The 18,450-nt window shown below is 70.2% G+C and carries 14 protein-coding genes; 10 read left to right on the top strand and 4 right to left on the bottom strand.

From position 1 onward, the window contains the following. Positions 1-62 precede the first annotated feature (62 nt). Genes OWR29_RS02230 through menC form a run of 4 tightly spaced genes read left to right on the top strand, consistent with a single transcriptional unit; the run spans position 63 to position 6,343 of the window. Complete coding sequence (locus OWR29_RS02230) at positions 63-3,320, top strand: serine hydrolase (RefSeq protein ID WP_267560574.1); 3,258 nt, start codon at positions 63-65, stop codon at positions 3,318-3,320. A 1-nt stretch (position 3,321) separates the two neighbouring features. Continuing rightward, positions 3,322-4,401: a M20 family metallopeptidase gene (locus OWR29_RS02235; RefSeq protein WP_267560575.1), complete on the top strand. Its 1,080-nt coding sequence runs from the start codon at positions 3,322-3,324 to the stop codon at positions 4,399-4,401. Beyond that, on the top strand, positions 4,398-5,240 hold the full coding sequence (locus OWR29_RS02240; protein WP_267560577.1) for a GNAT family N-acetyltransferase: 843 nt from the start codon (positions 4,398-4,400) through the stop codon (positions 5,238-5,240). Before OWR29_RS02235 ends, OWR29_RS02240 begins: the two co-directional genes overlap by 4 nt. Then, positions 5,237-6,343, top strand: coding sequence for an o-succinylbenzoate synthase (gene menC, locus OWR29_RS02245; RefSeq protein ID WP_267560579.1), 1,107 nt, complete (start codon positions 5,237-5,239; stop codon positions 6,341-6,343). Before OWR29_RS02240 ends, menC begins: the two co-directional genes overlap by 4 nt. Before the next feature lie 83 nt (positions 6,344-6,426). Here the strand turns inward: menC and OWR29_RS02250 are convergent, their stop codons facing one another. The 3 genes from OWR29_RS02250 to OWR29_RS02260 all read right to left on the bottom strand — a co-directional run bounded on the left by OWR29_RS02250 (position 6,427) and on the right by OWR29_RS02260 (position 10,247). Further along, positions 6,427-6,990: a hypothetical protein gene (locus OWR29_RS02250; RefSeq protein WP_267560581.1), complete on the bottom strand. Its 564-nt coding sequence runs from the start codon at positions 6,988-6,990 to the stop codon at positions 6,427-6,429. 98 nt (positions 6,991-7,088) lie between these two features. Continuing rightward, positions 7,089-7,697, bottom strand: a complete 609-nt coding sequence (locus tag OWR29_RS02255) for a response regulator transcription factor (protein ID WP_267560583.1) — start codon at positions 7,695-7,697, stop codon at positions 7,089-7,091. A gap of 135 nt (positions 7,698-7,832) precedes the next feature. Then, the gene (locus OWR29_RS02260) at positions 7,833-10,247 is read right to left on the bottom strand and encodes a hypothetical protein (RefSeq protein ID WP_267560584.1); all 2,415 of its coding nucleotides are present in this window, start codon (positions 10,245-10,247) and stop codon (positions 7,833-7,835) included. 186 nt (positions 10,248-10,433) lie between these two features. Here OWR29_RS02260 and OWR29_RS02265 point away from each other — a divergent pair, with 186 nt between their 5' ends. Beyond that, the gene (locus tag OWR29_RS02265; protein ID WP_267560585.1) at positions 10,434-10,565 is read left to right on the top strand and encodes a hypothetical protein; all 132 of its coding nucleotides are present in this window, start codon (positions 10,434-10,436) and stop codon (positions 10,563-10,565) included. Between the two features lie 66 nt (positions 10,566-10,631). On the opposite strand, the gene OWR29_RS02270 is transcribed toward OWR29_RS02265, so the two are convergent. Then, positions 10,632-11,528, bottom strand: coding sequence for a hydroxymethylglutaryl-CoA lyase (locus OWR29_RS02270; protein WP_267560586.1), 897 nt, complete (start codon positions 11,526-11,528; stop codon positions 10,632-10,634). Positions 11,529-11,619: 91 nt separating this feature from the next. On the opposite strand from OWR29_RS02270, the gene OWR29_RS02275 reads away from it, so the two are divergent. From OWR29_RS02275 to OWR29_RS02295, 5 genes are all read left to right on the top strand, one after another. Next, a complete protein-coding gene (locus tag OWR29_RS02275) occupies positions 11,620-12,597 on the top strand; it encodes a GntR family transcriptional regulator (RefSeq protein WP_267560587.1) in 978 nt (325 codons plus the stop codon). Next, positions 12,594-13,787, top strand: a complete 1,194-nt coding sequence (locus OWR29_RS02280; protein ID WP_267560588.1) for a CaiB/BaiF CoA transferase family protein — start codon at positions 12,594-12,596, stop codon at positions 13,785-13,787. The genes OWR29_RS02275 and OWR29_RS02280 overlap by 4 nt, the downstream gene beginning before the upstream one ends. A gap of 8 nt (positions 13,788-13,795) precedes the next feature. After that, the gene (locus tag OWR29_RS02285; RefSeq protein WP_267560589.1) at positions 13,796-15,838 is read left to right on the top strand and encodes a hydantoinase/oxoprolinase family protein; all 2,043 of its coding nucleotides are present in this window, start codon (positions 13,796-13,798) and stop codon (positions 15,836-15,838) included. A gap of 104 nt (positions 15,839-15,942) precedes the next feature. Continuing rightward, positions 15,943-17,811 (top strand): hydantoinase B/oxoprolinase family protein, encoded by a 1,869-nt coding sequence (locus OWR29_RS02290; protein ID WP_267560590.1) that lies wholly within the window; start codon positions 15,943-15,945, stop codon positions 17,809-17,811. A gap of 31 nt (positions 17,812-17,842) precedes the next feature. After that, complete coding sequence (locus OWR29_RS02295) at positions 17,843-18,364, top strand: isochorismatase family protein (RefSeq protein ID WP_267560592.1); 522 nt, start codon at positions 17,843-17,845, stop codon at positions 18,362-18,364. The last annotated feature ends 86 nt before the right edge of the window (positions 18,365-18,450 follow it).

Here is an 18,450-nt window from a genome sequence, read left to right on the forward strand (position 1 = left end):
CATGACACCGGCCGCCGCGGCGGGCAGGCTTCCCGCTAAGACCCATGAGGCGAGGGGGAACCGTGGCACGTCGTGCGCAGATCGAGGACCTGGTGTCGGTGGCGACGCCCGAGCAGCCCGCCCTGAGCCCGGACGGCGGCCGGATCGCGTACGTGCTGCGCACGGCCGACCAGGAGGCCGACCGCGTCCTGCGGGGCATCTGGCTCGTGGACGACAACGGCGCGCGGAAAAGGCTGACCAGAGGAAAGGCCGACACCTCGCCGGCCTGGTCGCCGGACGGCCGGCAGCTGGCCTTCCTGCGCGGCGGCGAGGAACCGCCGCAGGTGTGGCTGCTGCCCGCCGACGGGGGCGAACCCGAAGCGGTCACCGACCTGCCCAAGGGCGCGGGCGCCCCGGCATGGAGCCCCGACGGCACGAAAATCGCCTTCTCGGCGCCCGTCGCGACGGCGGACGCGGACGAGAAGGCGCCGATCGTCACTGAACGCCTCGACTATCAGGCCGACGGCGCCGGGTGGCTGCGCGACGTCCGCAAGCACCTGTTCGTGCTCGACGTGGAGACCCGGCAGGTCCGCCAGGTGACCGAGGGTGACTGGCACGCGGGCGATCCGGCCTGGTCGCCCGACTCGGCCCGGCTGGCCTTCGCGGCGGCCACCGGTTCGGACGCCGATCTGGTGTTCCGCGCGCCACTGCACGTCCTGGACATCACCGATCCCAAGGCCCGGCCGCGGGTGGTCGGACTCGACGAAGGCGTCGCCGGGCCGGCCGTGTGGACGCCGGACGGCGACGCGCTGGTGGTCGTCGGCTATGCGGGCGAACCGATCGGGCACGCGCGTCTGCTCTACGTGCCGCTGGACGGCGGGCCGGTGCGGGACCTCGCGGAGAGCCTGGACCGCAACGTGATGCCGGGCGGGCCGGCCTATCCGGGCGCGGTGCCACGGTTCCTCGGCGACGGGCTGACGGTCCTGTTCTGCGTACGGGATAGGGGGTGTTCGCACTTGTACGCGGTGTCCACGGACGGCGGCGAGCCGCGTGCGGTCGTGGCGGGCGCCGGACGTGTGGTCTCGGGGCTGTCGGTCGCGGGCGACACTGCGGCGATCGTGTTGGCCACCCCCACCTCGTACGGGGAAGTTGTCTCGATCGACGTCGCGGGCGGCGCCGAAAGCGTGCGCACGAGCCACAACGAGAGCGACATCGACCTGTACGTGCGTGAGGAACGCGAATTCAGCATCTCCGACGGCACGGTCGTCCAGGGCTGGCTGATCCGCGATCCCGAGGCGACCGGCCCGCACCCGCTGCTGCTGGACATCCACGGCGGCCCGCACAACGCCTGGAACGGCGCCGCCGACGACGTCCACCTGTACCACCAGGAACTGGCCGCGGCCGGCTGGATCGTGCTGCTGCTCAACCCGAGGGCCAGCGACGGCTACGGCGAGCGGTTCTACAACGCCGCCCTGGGCGCCTGGGGTGTGGCCGACGCCCGCGACTTCCTCGAACCGCTCGACCAGCTGGTGGCCGACGGCACCGCCGATCCGCAGAAGCTGGCGGTGGCCGGCTACAGCTACGGCGGCTACATGACCTGCTATCTCACGGCCATCGACAACCGGTTCGCCGCCGCCGTCACCGGGGGTGTGGTCAGCGACCTGACGAGCATGGCCGGCGCCTCGGACGACGGGCATCTGCTGGCCGACATCGAGCTCGGCGGCCGCCCGTACGCGAATCCGGAGCACTATGCCGCGATGTCGCCGCTGACCCGGGTGGCCGACGTCGACACGCCGACCCTGATCATCCAGGGCGACTCGGATCTGCGCTGCCCGGTCGGCCAGGCCCAGCAGTGGTTCACCGCGCTGCGCGAGCGCGGCGTCCCGGCCGAGCTCGTGCTGTACCCGGGCGGCTCGCACCTGTTGATCGTCGAGGGGCCGCCGTCGCAGCGCCTCGACTTCAACCGCCGGATCGCCGAGTGGGTGCAGCGGCACACCGGAACCGGCCGCAAGCCGCTCGACGCCGCGCACTGGCAGCGGCGGCTCGACGTTCTCGCGGCACGGCACGGGCTCCCGGGCGCCGTTCTGGGAATCTCGCGCGGAGACGAGCTGGTCGAGGCCGCGTACGGATTGGTCAATGTGGACAGCGGCGTCGAGACCACCACCGAGTCGGTCTTTCAGATCGGCTCGATCAGCAAGGTCTGGACGGCCACCCTGGTGCAGCAGCTGGTCGACGAGGGCAAGCTCGAACTGGACGCGCCGATCGCCGACGTGCTGCCCGAGCTGACCCTGGCCGACTCCGGTGTCGCGGCCAAGGTGACCATGCGGCACCTGCTGACCCACACCAGCGGCATCGACGGCGACGTCTTCACCGACACCGGCCGCGGCGACGACTGCCTCGCGCTCTACGTGGACGGCCTGCGGGACGTGGCGCAGAACCATCCGCTCGGCGCCACCTGGTCGTACTGCAACTCCGGGTTCTCGCTGGCCGGCCGGGTGATCGAGAAGCTGACCGGCGGCACCTGGGACGCGGCCGTCCGCGAGCGCATCATCACCCCGCTCGCCCTGCGCCGCACCAGCACCCTGCCCGAGGAGGCCCTGCTGCACCGCACGGCGGCGGGCCACCTGCCCGGCCCGCAGGTCGCGCCCGTGTGGATGCTGCCGCGGGCGCTCGGCCCGGCCGGGCTCATCAACTCGACCGCGGCCGACCTGCTGGCGTTCGCGAGGATGCACCTCGACGGGGGCGGGGACGTGCTGAGCGCGGCCGGCGCCGCCGCGATGACCGAGGAACAGGTCGAGCTGCCCGAGAAGTACACGCTGGGCGACTCGTGGGGGCTGGGCTGGATCCGGTTCGGCTGGGACGGGCACCGGCTGATCGGGCACGACGGCAACACCATCGGCCAGTCGGCGTTCCTGCGGCTGCTGCCCTCCCAGGGGCTGGCCGTGACCCTGCTGACCAACGGCGAAGGGGCCCGCGACCTCTACCAGGACCTGTTCACCGAGATCTTCGCCGAGGTGGCCGGGGTGACGATGCCGCGGCCGCTCACCCCGCCGTCGCCGCCGGTCGACGTGGACGTCACCCCGCACCTGGGCACCTACGAGCGGGCCAGCGTGCGCCTGGAGGTGCTCGAGGGTCCCATTTTGAGAATGACCCAGACCGGGCCGCTGGCCGAGCTCAGCCCCGAGCCGGTGCACGAGCTGCCGATGGTGGGCGTGAAGGAAGACTTGTTCCTGGTGCAGATGCCCAACAGCGACGTCTGGTTCCCGGCCTACTTCTACCGCCTGCCGACCGGCGAGCGCTATCTGCACCTGGGCGTGCGGGCCACCCCGAAGGTGGCCTGAGATGGACCTGGCCGCCATGCTGGCCGACCTGCGGGAGCTGGTGACGTGCGAGTCGCCCTCGGACGACCGCGCGGCCGTGGCTCGCAGCGCCGAGGTGCTGGCGGGCGTCGGCCGGCGGTTGCTGGGCGCGGAACCGGAGCGGATCGTGCTCGACGGCCGTACCCATCTGCGGTGGCGTTTCGGCGATGGGCCGCCCCGCGTGCTGGTGCTGGGTCACCATGACACGGTGTGGCCGGTCGGATCGCTCGCTTCCCACCCGTACGAAATCGTGGGTGAGATCCTGCGCGGCCCGGGCTGCTTCGACATGAAGGCGGGGCTGGTTCAGGCCCTGCACGCGGTGGCCGCGCTGCCCGACCGGGACGGGGTGAGCGTGCTGGTCACCGGCGACGAGGAGCTGGGCTCGCCGACCTCGCGCGAGCTCATCGAGAAGGAGGCCACCGGGTGCGCGGCCGCCCTGGTGCTGGAGGGCGCGGCCGACGGGGGCGCGCTCAAGACCGAGCGCAAAGGCGTTTCCCTTTACCGCGTACGAGTGACCGGCCGGGCCGCCCACGCCGGGCTCGAGCCGTTCCGGGGCATCAATTCGACCATCGAGCTGGCTCACCAAGTGTTGGCCGTCCAAGCCTTGGACGATCCGGCACTTGGTACGACGGTGGTGCCGACCAGGATGACCGCGGGCACCACAACCAACACCGTGCCGGCGACGGGTGAGTTCGCCATCGACGTCCGGGCTCGCACGGTCGCCGAGCAGGAACGGGTCGACGCCGCGCTGCTGGCCCTGACGCCGGTGCTGCCGGGCGCCCGGATCACCATCGAGGGCGGCCCCAACCGGCCGCCGCTCGAGGCCGCCGCCTCCCAAGTTTTGTTCGCGCGGGCCCTGGCCATCGACGGCAAGCTGAGCCAGGCCGCGGTCGGCGGCGCCTCGGACGGCAACTTCACGGCCGGCGTCGGCACGCCCACGCTCGACGGGCTGGGCGCGGTCGGCGGGGGAGCGCACGCACCGGGCGAGCACGTCGTCGTGGCCGAGATCCCGCGCCGGGCGGCACTGGTGGCGGCGCTGATCCGGGAGGTGACCGGCCGATGAGCGACCTGCTCACCCCGGCCACGGCGGCCGACGCGGCGGCCGAGGCGGCCGGAATCCACATCAGACCGTTGACCGAGCTGGCCGAGCTGCGCGACCTGTACGAGCTGTTCGACAGCATCTGGCACTTCAACCCGGCCAATCCGCCGGTGACCCGCGACCTGTTGCGCGCCATGAGCAAGGCCGGCAACTACGTGGTCGGCGTGTTCGACGCCAGCGGCATGATCGGGGGCTGCGTCGCCTTTTTCGCCGCCCCCGACCGGCGTGAGATGCACAGCCACATTGCCGGCGTCACCCGCGCGGCCCAGAGCCGCAGCGTCGGCCGGGCGCTCAAGCTGCATCAGCGGGCGTGGGCGCTGAGCCGGGGCGTGACCCGGGTCAGCTGGACTTACGACCCACTGGTCAGCCGCAACGCGTACTTCAACCTGGTCAAGCTGGGCGCGCTGCCGGTGCAGTACCTGCCCGACTTCTACGGCGCGATGGGCGACTCCATGAACCGCGGCGACGACACCGACCGCCTGCTGGTGCATTGGGAACTGAATTCCCCGTACGTCGACCAGGCGGCGCACGGAGGCCGGCCCGAGCCTCGCGACCTGACCGGCGCCGTCGTCGTCCTGGACCGCACACCGGACGGGGAACCGGCTCCCCGCCCGGCCGAGGGCCGCACAGTTCTGGTGGCGGTGCCGCCGGATATCGGCCTGCTGCGCCGCGCCGATCCGGCCAGCGCCCGGCGGTGGCGGGTGGCCGTGCGCGAGGCGCTGGCGCCGTTGATGGACAGCGGCGCCCGGGTGACCGGCTTCGACCGCGCCGGCTGGTACGTGGTGGACAGGGAGGACCGATGAAACTCACCGGGATCGAGCTGCGACGGATCCGGATGCCCTTGGTGGCCCCGTTCCGGACGTCGTTCGGCACGGCCACCGAGCGGGATGTGCTGCTGCTGCGGGCGGTCACCGACGAGGCCGAGGGCTGGGGCGAGTGCGTCGCGATGACCGATCCGCTGTACTCCAGCGAGTACGTGGAGGGGGCGGCCGACGTGCTGCGGCGCTATCTGGTGCCCGCGCTAGCCGCTCAGCCTCTGAACTCGGCGCTCGGGGTCGCCCCGGCCCTGCACCGGTTCAAGGGCCACCGGATGGCCAAGGCGGCGCTCGAGACGGCCGTGCTCGACGCCGAACTGCGCGGCGCCGGCCGGTCGTTCGCCCGCGAGCTCGGCGCCACCCAGGAACGCGTGCCGTGCGGGGTGTCGGTCGGCATCATGGACTCGATCCCCGAACTGCTGGACGCCGTCGACGGCTATCTCGCCCAGGGATACGTCCGGATCAAGCTCAAAATCGAGCCGGGCTGGGACGTGGAACCCGTACGCGCGGTCCGCGAACGCTTCGGCGATGAGGTCCTGCTTCAGGTGGACGCCAATACGGCGTACACGGTTGGCCAGGCGCCTTTGCTGGCCGCGCTCGACCCTTTCGGCCTACTGCTGATCGAGCAGCCCTTGGACGAGGAGGACGTGCTCGGCCACGTCGAGCTGTCCCAGCGCGTCAAAACGCCGATCTGCCTGGACGAGTCCATTGTGTCCGCCCGATCCGCGGCCGACGCCATCCGCCTCGGCGCGTGCAGCATCATCAACGTCAAGCCGGGCCGCGTCGGCGGCTACCTCGAGGCCCGCCGCATCCACGACGTGTGCGTGGCCAACGGCATCCCCGTGTGGTGCGGCGGCATGCTCGAAACAGGCCTGGGAAGGGCGGCCAACGTGGCTTTGGCCGCCCTTCCCGGTTTCACCCTGCCCGGCGACACGTCGGCGTCCGACCGCTATTTCCGTACGGACGTCACACCCCCGTTCGTGCTGGAGGACGGCCACCTCCCCGTCCCGACGGGCCCCGGCCTCGGCGTCGAGCCGGTGCCCTCGATCCTGGCCGAGATGACCACCAGCCTGGAGTGGCTGCCGCTCTAGCTCACATGCTCGAGCCCGGCCCGCGCGGCGAAAGGGTCGTCCTGCTCAGTGGCGGCTGAGCAAGACGACCCGGTCTGTCGCGGTCAGAGCTGGCCGAGCAGGGCCAGCAGGAAGTTGAGGATGGCGGCCAGCTGGCCGGCGGTCGGGGTGCCGTCGAGCAGGCCGGCGATGGCGCACAGCAGGTTGCCGAGCAGGTTGCCCGGGCCCGAGACCGCGTTGATCACCAGGTGGAGCTGGTTGAGGTCGACCGTCAGGCCGAGCAGGTCGAGGTGCAGCGGGCCGAGGACCAGGTCGAGGATCCCGCAGGTGGCCTGGGCCACGACGGCGGTCGTGCTGACGGGCTGGTTGACCGTGCCGACGGCGCTGCCGGCCGAGTCGGTGAGCGTACCGGTCAGGTTGCCGGTGGCCATCAGCTTGCCGTTGCGTGCCGCGAACTTGGTCGGCGTGAAGTTGCCGGCGAAGGTGCCGGTGCCTCCCTTGGCGTCGGTGAAGCTGCCGGTGACGGGGGTGGTGGGGACGGCGCTGGCGGTGGGCGGCGCGGCCGCTTGGGCGCCGGGGGCGGCGCTGGCCACGCTCGTGCCCGCCACGACCAGCCCTAGCGCTGCGAGCACGGACACGACGAGCATCGAGAGTCGTTGCCGGATCATCGTTCCTCCTGCTGCTGTGAAGTCCTGTCACCGACAAGCTTCGATGTCCGGGCGGCCCGGTCGTAGTGAGCGTTGTCATCGACGCGTGTTGACAAAAGTCATCCGAACCAGCCCGCAGCCTCGGCCACCCGGACCGCCTCGAGCCGGTTGCGGGCACCGGTCTTCCGCAGGATCACCGAGATGTAGTTGCGCACGGTTCCGGCGGTTAGGTGCAGCCGAGCCGCGATCTCGGGCGACGGCGCACCGGACGCGGCGACGCTCAGCACGTCCATCTCCCGAGCCGACAGCGGACTGCGCGGTGCCGCGACCATGGCCACGGCCAGACCGGCGTCGATGACGCGTTCCCCGCGGGCCAGCTGCCGAATGGCGCGCACCAGTTCACAGGGAGCGGCCTGAGTGCCGATGACACCCCTCGCGTGCCCGTCCAGCGCGCGGTGGAGCCGTTCCGGCGCGTCCGGCCCGGCCAGCACGAGCGTCGCACAGCGAGGCTGCTCCACGGCGAACCGGCTGAACAGGCGCAACCCGTCCTCGGTCAGCAGCTCGACGTTGACCAGAGCCACGTCCGGCGGCACGGCCCGGGCCATGTCGAGAGCTTCACCGAGCCCGTCCAGCTCGGCCACAACAGCGAAATCGTCTTGCAGGGAAAGGGTCGCGGCCAGGGCGCCGCGCAACAGATTCATGGGTTCGACAAGCAGAATGCGGATCACGATGGCCTCCCAGCCAAGGTTCAAGCTTCGCGGTGGGAAGCCGGCTTCCGTCCAAAGATCGGATCACCGGAGGCCGGCCGAAGGCCGTCGCCGGGTCATCTACACCGGCGAGGGCCGCGTCTCCAACCGCGAGTTCTAGCTGGGAGGACCGCAATACCGGACAGTACGTCCGGAGCCGCCGACATCAGTCAGCGAAAGAACAGAGGCGCCGGACATCTCCGGCCGCCAAGACGACGGAACAGTGCCCACCGGAGGCGCAGAGCCCCCACCGGAGTCCCGAACATGCCCCGCACCGGCGTCATACCCGTCCGGGTGCGGCGAACCAGGAGCCGGCACACCCGGCGCCGACTTTAACGCGACACCGGCGTGCCGCTCGCCGGCTCGCTGAGCGTCGGCGTCCACTCGTCCGTCGAGTTCGTGGCCGAAGCACTCGCGCGTCAATTCAGCCATCCACGACCAGCCTGGCAACACGCCGACACCACGGATGTCCATTCGCGCAGTACCGCTCACTCGCGCAACAGAACCGTTCATATGCGCAACCGCGGTGTTCACTCGTGCACGTTCGCTGCTCGTTTGCGCGACCATGTCGCCGACCGGCGTGGGTTGTCCGCTCGTTCGCCCAACGACGGCATCGCCCCTCGCAGCCGCGGCAATGACGCGCGTGGCGAGGTCGGCGGCCGGCGTGAACTGACTGCTCGTCTGTGTGAAGTAGTGGTCGGCTCGCCCAGCCATGCCGCCGAGCTGAGCGATCACGTCGTAGGCCGACGAGAGCTGGCTGCTGGTTCGACCCACCAGATCGACGCCTCGTGCAAGCCCGTCGCTCATCTGCACGACCACGTCGTCGGCCCGTGCAGCAGCCTCGGTGAGACGCGTGATCAGGTCGCTGGCCGACGGGAGTTGGTTGCTCGTCCGCGCGAGGTCGTCGTCGGCTCGCTGAGCGGTGCCGCCGAGCAGAGCGAACACGTCGGTGGCCGGTATGAGCTTGTTGCTTGTTTGCGCCTCGAAGTCGCTGACTCGTGCAAGTTCGTTGCTCGTTTGCGCGACGAGATCGTTGGCCCGTGCGGTCGGGTTGATGAAGTGCGTGGCGAGGTCATTGTCCGACGGGAGCTGGTTGCTCGTTTGCGCGACGACATCGTTGGCCCGTGAAGTCGCGTCGATGAAGTGCGTGGCGAGGTCGTTGGCCGACGGGAGCTGGTTGCTCGTTTGCGCGAGGTCGTGGTCGGCTCGCTGAGCGGTGCTGCTCAGCTGAGCAATCACGTCGTTGGCTAACGTGAGCTCGTTGCGCGTTTGCGCGACCACGTCGTTGGCCCGTGCGAGTTCGTCGCTTACTTGCCCGACCACATTGCTGGCCCGCGCAGTCGACTTAAGCAGCTGCGAGTCAAGGTCCTTCGCTTGCGCGATCACGTCGTTGGCTCGCGCGGCCGGATTCTTCAAGTGCGCGACCGCGTCATCGGCTCGTGCCGCTTGATCGTTCACGCGCGTGAGCAAGTCACTGGCGTGCGCAGCTGGGTTGTTCGCCCGCGCGACCACGTTGATCGCTCGGGCGGGCGAGGCCGCTTGCGCGAGCGTCAACGTGCCCGGGGCCTCCTGCTCGCCGCCCGGCCCGACTGATGCCACCTGCGCTCGAACCACGGGGACTGTCCGTTGCGTAACCGTTCGAACAGTGCCTTGGACGGCTGTAGGGATCTTCAACTGCACTGCTGGGCGGTCGACGGCAGATGCTGCGCGTTTGGTGGGTGGGAGGTCGGCGGGCCCGGCGCGTCCCGGCACTGTGGTGATCGGGAGTGCGCGTTCGGCGTTCGACGCTTCGCGTCTGACGATCGCCGGTTCGGCGTTGCCGGCCGTTTCTGCGTTCGAGTGTCGCGTGACTGAGCGTTTGATGGCCGAAGTTGCGCGTTTGGTGGCCGTGGGCTTGGTGGGTCTTGAAGATTGCGGCACGGCGTGGTGCGTGGCTGAGGAGAGTGCGCGTCCGGCGTTCGGCAGTGCGCGTTTGGTCATCGCAGAGGCTTTTGGCCGGGGCGCCTTGTGCGGGTCGGCGTTACTCGGCGCGCCCTGCAGCGGAGTGCCCTTTGTGAGGGCGACGGCGTGTTTCGGCTTGGCAGTCTTCTTGAGGGCGGCGACTTGCTTCGAGGCGGCGGCCTTCTTGGGGGCGACGGCCTTCCTCGAGGTCGGGGCGGCGGCATGTTTCGAGGTGGCGGGCTGCCTTGAGGCGGCGACGTGTTTCGGAGCGGCGGCTTGCTTCGCGGTGTCGACCGTGACCGGCCGGGGGGTCGCGTTCTTGGAGCTAACGGACTGCCCTTCCGCCGGCCTGCGCTTGGCGTCCTTGAGCTTCGGCGCGCTGGGGGGCGGGCGAGTCTTGGTGACGTCGCCAGTCAGTTTGGGCGCGGTGGGGGACACGTTGGTGCTCGACTGTGGAATGGTCGGACCGTCGTCGGCGTGGGCGGGGTGGTCGAGCAGGCTCAGGGCGAAGTAGGCGGCCACGGCCAGGCCGGCCAGGATCAGGAGGCGGGCAGCGCGCTGAGCTGCGGCAATTGCCGTGAACCCGCGCATGACAACACCTCCCGCCGGCGCGGCTCGTCGATCCATCGATGTTCGCCTACCCGTTCAGTGCGGGCTGACACCGACTTCGGTGTGCCGTTTCGGCTAAACCGGGAAAGAGCCGGTTTGACCCGCTGTGTGAGGGCGAATGGCTCGCCTAAGTGAGCGCGTCGGGGCGAACTGTGGCTCGATGTCGGTGTGCTGCTGCAGCGGCTGGCCCTGGCCGAGAACGTGACCGCTCAGCTGAGTCAGTGCTTCGGGCGTCTGCGGCCCGATGTCGTTGTGCTGCTGCAGTGCCTTGCCTCGGCCGAGGACGGGACGGCCCGGTGATCACGCCAGCTTGGGCAGCCGACCCGATGATGAACGGCGCTAATCGGGCTTCGACGGGTGAGGGGTTCAGGACGGGAACAGGCCGGCTCGGGCCAGCTGGCCCGGCACCTGATGGCCGAGCAGTTCGCCCAGGCGCTCACCCAACGGCAGCAGAGGATCAACGGCGACACCCGTGTCGAAGCCGTTTCGGTGCAGCAGGTAGAGCAAGTCCTCGGTGGCGATGTTCCCCGTGGCGTTGGGCGCGAACGGGCACCCACCGATCCCGCCGGCGCTACTGTCCAGGGCTACCGGGTCGGAGCCGGCCAGTTCGGCTGCAGCCAGGGCGTTCGCGTAGCCCGTATTGCGGGTGTTGTGGAAATGCCAGCGCAGCGGGACGCCAGGGGCCGCCTCGGCCGCCGCCTTGTGCAGGGCTCGGACCTGGACCGGCACCCCCACTCCGATCGTGTCGGCCAGGGCCAGCTCGTCAGGGCGAGCCGCGGCGCACGCTTCGATCACTGAGCGCACCCGAGACACGGGCACTTCGCCTTCGAACGGGCAGCCGAACGCGGCCGCGACGGTCACTGTTGTGCGCAGGCCGGCCTCGCGGGCGCGGGCAGCGATGCGGGACCACGCAGCGGCCGCTTCCGCAGTGGGTACGCCCTGGTTGCGCTTGCTGAAGGTGTCGGTCGCTACGACTACGACGTTGACCTCGTCCAGGCCGGCGGCGATCGCCCGGTCCAGGCCCTTCTCGTTGAGCACCAGGCCGATCCAGGACACCGCGCCGCGGGGGAGGCCGGCCGCGACCGCCTCGGCGTCGGCCATCTGCGGCACCCGCTTCGGGTGGGCGAAGCTGACGGCCTCGATGCGGCGCACGCCGCTTGCCACGAGCGTGTCGATCAGCGCCAGTTTGTCGGCCGTGGACACGATCGCGGACTCGTTCTGGAGCCCGTCGCGCGGCGACACCTCGACGATCGAGACGGTCATTGCATACAACCTGAGATCCGCATGGTCGCCACTCTTGCGGAAGCGCCGGGGTCATGGCAAGGATTGCATACAACTTTCGAGGGGAGAGCCAGTGCGACCAGCGGCGGAACAGGCGGCGCAGTCCCTGCGGGAGGAGATCCTGTCGGGGGCGATCCCGTCCGGCGCCCGGCTCGGCGAGGCCGAACTGGCCGGACGGCTGTCGGTGAGCCGCACTCCGATCCGTGAGGCGCTGTCCCGGCTGGCCGCCGAGGGCCTGGTCGAGATCCAGCCCAATCGCGGGGCGCGCGTTGCGACCTGGTCGGCCGAGCACCTGCGCGAGATCTTCGAGCTCCGATTGCGGCTCGAGCCCTACGCCGTACGCCAAGCAGTGCCGAACCTTCGGCCGAAACAACTCGACGAGCTGGACGACCTGGCCGCCGAGATGCTGCGAGTGGGGAAGCCTGGGCGCAACCAAGATCTGGGGGCGATCGTCGAGCTGAACCGGCGGTTCCACGGCTTGTTCATTGATGCGGCCGGGTCGCCGCCGCTGGCCGGCGCGCTGCGCGGCGTCACGCACGCGGCCGTAGTCACCCAGAACTTCCACGACTACACGCCGGACGCTTTGTCGCGCAGCCTGCACCACCACGTCGAGATGGTCGCCGCCGCCCGCGCCGGCGCCGGCGAGTGGGCCGAGGCGATCATGCGCGCCCACCTCTACAACGCCCGCGCCACCATGATCGGCGGCGGCTCGGAGGTGGCCGGCGTCAGCACGACGACGAGCGGCGACGGCGCCGGACGGAGCAACGCCCGCGCCACGACGGCCGGGAACGGCCCGGTGGACGCCGACGCCCGCGCCACGACGGCCCCGAACGGCCCGGTGGACGCCGGCGCCCGCGCCACGACGGCCGGGAACGGCCCGGTGGACGCCGGCGCCCGTGCCGCCACGATCGGCGACGGCAAGGCGGACGGCGGTGCCCATTCAACAACGAGCGCTAATGACCCGTACCAAATCGAAGCCGGCGCCACGACCAGCGGGAACGGCCCCGACGAAGCCGACGCCCGCGCCACGATGATCGGGGGACTTTCATGACCGGGCCGCTGGGGGATCTGCGGGTGGTCGAGTTCGGGCAGCTGCTGGCCGGGCCGTTCTGCGGGCAGCTGCTGGGGGACTTCGGGGCCGAGGTCATCAAGGTCGAGGACCCCGGTCGCGGCGACCCGATGCGCCAGTGGGGTCGCGAGAAGCCGCACGGCAAGTCGCTCTGGTGGCCGGTGGTGGCGCGCAACAAGAAATCGGTCACTTGCGATTTGCGTACGGATGAAGGCCAGGCACTGGTGAGGCAGCTGATCGACACGGCGGACATCGTCGTGGAGAACTTCCGGCCGGGCACTCTCGAGCGCTGGGGCATGGCGCCCGAGACGCTGTGGCAGACCAACCCGGGCCTGATCATCACCCGGGTCACCGGCTACGGGCAGAACGGCCCTTACTCGAGCCGGGCCGGATTCGGCTCGATCGGCGAGGCCATGGGCGGCATCCGGTACGTGATGGGGGAGCCTGACGGTCCGCCGGTGCGCGCGGGCATCTCGCTCGGTGACTCTCTTGCGGCGACGTACGCGTGTCTGGGCACCCTCGTCGCCGTGCACGCCCGCACCAACACCGGCCGCGGTCAGATCGTCGACTCCGCCATCTACGAGGCCGTACTGGCCATGATGGAGTCGCTGCTGCCGGAGTGGGCGGTCGCCGGCTACCAGCGGGAACGCACCGGCGCCACGCTACCTAACGTCTCGCCCAGCAACGTCTACCCGACCGGCGACGGCGACCTGATCCTGATCGCCGCCAACCAGGACGCGGTGTTCGGCCGCCTGGCCACCGCCATGGATCGGCCCGAGCTGGCCAAGGATCCGCGCTACGCCACGCATTCGGCGCGGGGCGCGGCGATGGCCGAGCTGGACACGCTGATCGCCGAGTGGACGTCGACCGTCGAGGCCGAGGCCCTGCTGGCCACCCTGCACGAGAACGGCGTACCGGCGGGCCGGATCTTCCGGGCCAAGGACATGTTCGACGATCCGCATTTCGCGGCGCGCGAGGCGATCGTGCAGGTGCCCCACCCCGACTTCGGCGCACTGCCGATGCAGAACGCGACTCCCAAGCTCTCGGCCACGCCGGGTTCGGTCCGTACGGCCGGTCCGGCGCTGGGCGAGCACAACGACGAGGTGTACGGCGGCCTTCTGGGCCTGGACGAAACGGAGCGCGCGCGTTTGCGCACTGCCAAGATCATTTAAGGAGAGCGATGTCATATCGGCTCGGTGTGGATGTGGGCGGCACGTTCACCGACGTGCTGCTGGTCGACGAGGATTCCGGATCTACCTGGCGGGCCAAGACCGCCTCGACGCCGAGCGATCAGTCCGTGGGCGTCCTGAACGGCATCGACAAGGTGTGCGCGGAGGCCGGCATCGACCGCGCCGCGGTGGCGAACGTTCTGCACGGCACGACGGTGGCGACCAACGCGATCCTGGAGGGCAAGGGCGCGACGGTCGGCCTGGTCACCACGCAGGGTTTCCGGCAGGTGCTGCAGATCGCCCGCTCGTTCGTGCCCGGCGGCCTGGCCGGCTGGATCATCTGGCCCAAGCCCGAGCCGCTGGCCGCGCTGGAGAACACCGTCGAGGTGCCCGAGCGGATGGGCAGCGACGGCACGGTCGTGCACGAACTGGACGAGGAAGCAACTCGCGCAGCTTTGCGCAAGTTGCGCGCGAACGGTGTCGAGGCGTTGGCCGTTTCGCTCATCAACGCGTTTGCGAATGATGCGCACGAGCGTCGCATCGCTCAACTCGCGGCCGAGGAGCTGCCCGGCATCGAGGTGTCACTGTCGAGCGTCGTCCTTCCGGAGATGCGCGAATATGAGCGAGCGTTGACGACGGTTGCGAACGGATACGTGCAGCCCCAAGTTGCGCGATATGTTGCGAACCTGTCCGCGAAGCTCACCGCCGAGGGCGTTCCGGCCGAGTTGTCCATCCTGCGCAGCGACGGCGGCCTGTCCGGAGCCGACGCGGCGATCGCGGCGCCGGTGACGATGCTGCTCTCCGGCCCGGCTGGTGGCGTGGCCGGCGCGGTGTGGGTGGCCGAGCAGTCCGAGCACACCGAACTGCTCACTTTTGACATGGGTGGAACGTCGACGGACGTCGCCCTCGTGCAAAACGCTCAAGCGCGCATCGGCCGGGAGACAAAAGTCGGCGATCTGAGCGTTCGCGCATCGGCGGTCGATGTACGAACAGTCGGCGCCGGCGGCGGTTCGATCGCGCACGTCCCGCAACTGACCCGCGCACTGCGCGTCGGCCCGCAGTCGGCCGGCGCCGAACCGGGTCCTGCCGCGTACGGCAAGGGCGGCACCGAACCGACGGTCACCGACGCCAACGTCGTGCTCGGCTATCTGCCGACGACGCTCGCCGGCGGCGAGATCAGCCTCGACCGCGAGGCGGCCCGCGCCGCCGTGCAGACGATCGCCGACGCCATGGGCCTGGACAGCGCCGAAGCGGCCGCGGCCGGGATCATCGACATCGTCAACGAGAACATGCTCGGCGGCCTGCGCCTGGTCAGCGTCCAGCAGGGCTTCGACCCGCGCGACTTCGCGCTCGTCGCGTTCGGTGGGGCGGGCCCGCTGCACGCCAATGCCCTCGGCAAGCTGACCGGCGCCTGGCCGGTGATCGTGCCGCCGTCACCCGGCGTGTTGTGTGCCCTCGGCGACGCCACCACGTCGGCCCGGGACGAGTCGGCCCGGACCGTCCTGCGCAAGCTGGGCGACCTCAGCTCGTCGGATCTCGAGCAGATCTTCGGCGAGCTGGCCGAGGCCGCGGCCCAGCGGCTGGTCGATCAGGGAATCGCCAAGGAGCAGCAGACCGTCACCTACTCGGCGGACGTCCGGTTCGTCGGTCAGGGCAACGAGCTGCCGGTGACGTTCGAACTGGCGGACGGTCCTGAGGGTCTGGCGACGCGGTTCGACGCCGAGCACGATCGGCTGTTCTCGTTCACGCTGCCGGTCGACCACGAGCTGGTCAACGCCCGCGCCACGGTCACCGGCGAGCGCCCGCGGGTAGCACCCACCCACTTGGAACCCGGGGACGGCAAGCCCGAGAAGTCAGGCAGCACGCGAATCTACGTCGAGGGTGAGTTCGTCGACGCGGACCTCTACGACCGCCTCAAGCTGCAGGCCGGCGACGTCATCGCCGGCCCCGCGATCGTCACCGAGATGGACTCGACGACCCTCATCCTGCCCGGCCACATCGCCACCACCCACGCCAGCGGCAGCCTGCTGATCACCCCCGCCAAGGAGGCCTGAGATGGCGACGACCCCCGCCCGCGGCCGCCTGATGGTCATCCCGGCCAGGAGAGCCGGGACGAAGACCGGCAGTCCGCTGATCACCTCGGTCAAGGAGGCCTGAGATGGCGACCATCGTCGAGACCAACACCGCGGCCCTGGCCGGTAAAGACGTCGACCCGGTCACGCTTGACCTCGTGGAGAACGGGCTGCGCAACGCTCGCTACGAGATGGACGAGGTGCTTTTCCGTACGGCGCTGTCGCCCGGCATTCGGGAGCAGCACGACGAGTTCCCGCTCATCGCCGACCCGGCCGGCAAGATGGTGGTGGGCCAGTTCGGCCTTTCGATCCCCGACTTCCTAGCCGGGTTCGCGGGCGAGATCCGTGAGGGCGACGTCCTGCTCACCTCCGACCCGTACTCGTGCGGGGCCGCGATCAGCCACGCCAACGACTGGCTCGTGGTGATGCCGATCTTCTTCGACGGACGGGTCGTCGGGTGGGCGTCCATGTTCGGCCACATGTCGGACGTCGGTGGCAAGACGCCCTCGTCGATGCCGACCGACGCCAAGACCATCTACGAGGAGGGCGTGGTCATCCCGCCCTTCAAGCTGTACGACGGCGGGAAGCTCAACGAGGACGCGTTGCGCATCATCCTCAATCAGGTGCGCGTTCCTGACTGGAACCGCGCGGACCTGAACGGTCTGGTCGCCGCCTGCCGCACGGCCACCCGCCGCGTACAGGAGATGTGCGCTCGTTTCGGCGTCGAGACGTACGTCTCCGCACTCGACGCCCTGCTGCAGCGCAACTACGACGCCATGAAGACGCTGTTGCAGGTGGTGTTCGAAGAGGGCCGCACGCTTTCGTTCACGGACTACATCTGCGACGACGGCGTGGGCTACGGCCCGTACGAGCTGAAGTTGTCGTTGACCCGCACCGGCGAACGCGTGCACCTGGACTTCAGCGGGTCGTCGCCGCAGGCCATCGGCCCGGTCAACTACTACCTGAACGAGAACCTGGCCCGGATGTTCTTCGGGATCTACATGATCACCGTGGCCGACCCGCAGATCCTCTGGAACGACGGCTTCTATCCGCTGGTCGACGTGACGATTCCGGACGGCTCGTACTGGAAGCCGAAGCACCCGGCCGCCCTGAACGCCCGCAACCACGGCATCGGCCGGGTGTTCGACCTGTTCGGCGGGCTGCTCGGGCAGACAAATCCGGCGCTGCTCAACGCGGCCGGCTTCTCGTCGTCGCCGCACTTCATGTATTCCGGCAACTATTCGGGCGGCGACCGCAAGGGGGAGTGGTTCCAGCTCTACTCGATCGGGTTCGGTGGGATTCCGGGGCGGCCGCTCGGTGACGGGCCGGACGGGCACTCGCTGTGGCCGAGCTTCGTCAACATCCCGTGCGAGTTCCTGGAGTCGTACTACCCGCTGCGCATCGAGAAGTGGGAGACGGTGGCCGACACGGGCGGCGCCGGGCTGCACCGCGGCGGCAACGGGGTCGACGTGGCCTACCGGTTCCTCGAGCCGGGCACGATCGCCATCCACGACGACCGCTGGCTGATGTACCCGTGGGGCGTCAACGGCGGCGCGCCCGGGGCTCGCGGCACCAAGTGGATCAACCGGGCCGATGGGGAACGCGAAATCCTGCCCAGCAAGTGTCACGACGTGCCGGTGCGCCCGGGCGACGTGCTGCACTTCGTCACCTGGGGCGGCGGCGGGTGGGGCGACCCGCTCGAGCGCGATCCCGCGCTGGTCGCCAAGGAGGTCCGGCGCGGCCTGGTCACGGCTGAAGGCGCCCGCGCGTATGGCGTAGTGGTGACCGAGGGCGAGGCCGACCTCGCGGGGACGGAAGCGCTGAGGCAGGAAATGCGCGCACAGCGGCCGGACGAGCTGCCGGTGTTCGACATGGGCGGCTCGATGGACGACATCCTGGCCCGCTGCGAGGAGGAAACCGGACTGCCCGCCCCGAAGAAGCCGGTGTGGACATGAGTCCGGCCTCGGGCAGCGGGCCGGTGTGGACGTGACGGAGACCCCGTTCGGCGGCGCCCTCGGCTGGGGGCGCCGCCCGGCCCTGCTCCTGATCGACATGATGCGGGCCTACTTCACGCCCGGCAGCCCGTTCGACTTGGGCTCCCGGGAATCGCTGGACGGGTGTGCCGCCCTGCTCGCGGCCGCCCGTGCGGCCGGCGTCCCGGTGCTGCACACCCGCGTACGGTTCTCGCCCGACCTCAGCGACGGCGGCCTGTTCGTGCGGAAGGTGCCGGCCCTGGCCGCCCTGGTCGAGGGCTCCGAGGTGGCCGAGTTCGTGCCCGAGCTGACCCCGGCCCCGGGCGAGGTGGTGGTGACCAAGCAGTACGCGTCGGCCTTCTTCGGCACGTCGCTGGCGGCCACGCTGACCGCCCGCGGCGTCGACACCACGATCATCGCTGGCGTCTCGACCTCGGGCTGCGTGCGGGCCAGCGCCACGGACGCGATGCAACACGGCTTCCACCCGGTGGTGGCGGCCGACGCCTGTGGCGACCGCACTCCCGAGGTGCATTAGGCGAATCTCTTCGATCTGGGCGCCAAGTACGCCGACGTGACCACCGTGGACGAGGTGATCACCCATCTAAGATGAGGCATTTTCCT

This window comes from Paractinoplanes pyxinae (genome assembly GCF_026626335.1).
GTDB classification, from domain to species: domain Bacteria; phylum Actinomycetota; class Actinomycetes; order Mycobacteriales; family Micromonosporaceae; genus Actinoplanes; species Actinoplanes pyxinae.

Bases quoted from the DNA above. Each gene is read 5' to 3' on its own strand.
- OWR29_RS02235 (WP_267560575.1), top strand. From the start codon at position 3,322: ATGGACCTGGCCGCCATGCTGGCCGACCTGCGGGAGCTGGTGACGTGC.
- OWR29_RS02240 (WP_267560577.1), top strand. From the start codon at position 4,398: ATGAGCGACCTGCTCACCCCGGCCACGGCGGCCGACGCGGCGGCCGAG.
- menC (WP_267560579.1), top strand. From the start codon at position 5,237: ATGAAACTCACCGGGATCGAGCTGCGACGGATCCGGATGCCCTTGGTG.
- OWR29_RS02250 (WP_267560581.1), bottom strand. From the start codon at position 6,990: ATGATCCGGCAACGACTCTCGATGCTCGTCGTGTCCGTGCTCGCAGCG.
- OWR29_RS02260 (WP_267560584.1), bottom strand. From the start codon at position 10,247: ATGCGCGGGTTCACGGCAATTGCCGCAGCTCAGCGCGCTGCCCGCCTC.
- OWR29_RS02270 (WP_267560586.1), bottom strand. From the start codon at position 11,528: ATGACCGTCTCGATCGTCGAGGTGTCGCCGCGCGACGGGCTCCAGAAC.
- OWR29_RS02280 (WP_267560588.1), top strand. From the start codon at position 12,594: ATGACCGGGCCGCTGGGGGATCTGCGGGTGGTCGAGTTCGGGCAGCTG.
- OWR29_RS02285 (WP_267560589.1), top strand. From the start codon at position 13,796: ATGTCATATCGGCTCGGTGTGGATGTGGGCGGCACGTTCACCGACGTG.
- OWR29_RS02290 (WP_267560590.1), top strand. From the start codon at position 15,943: ATGGCGACCATCGTCGAGACCAACACCGCGGCCCTGGCCGGTAAAGAC.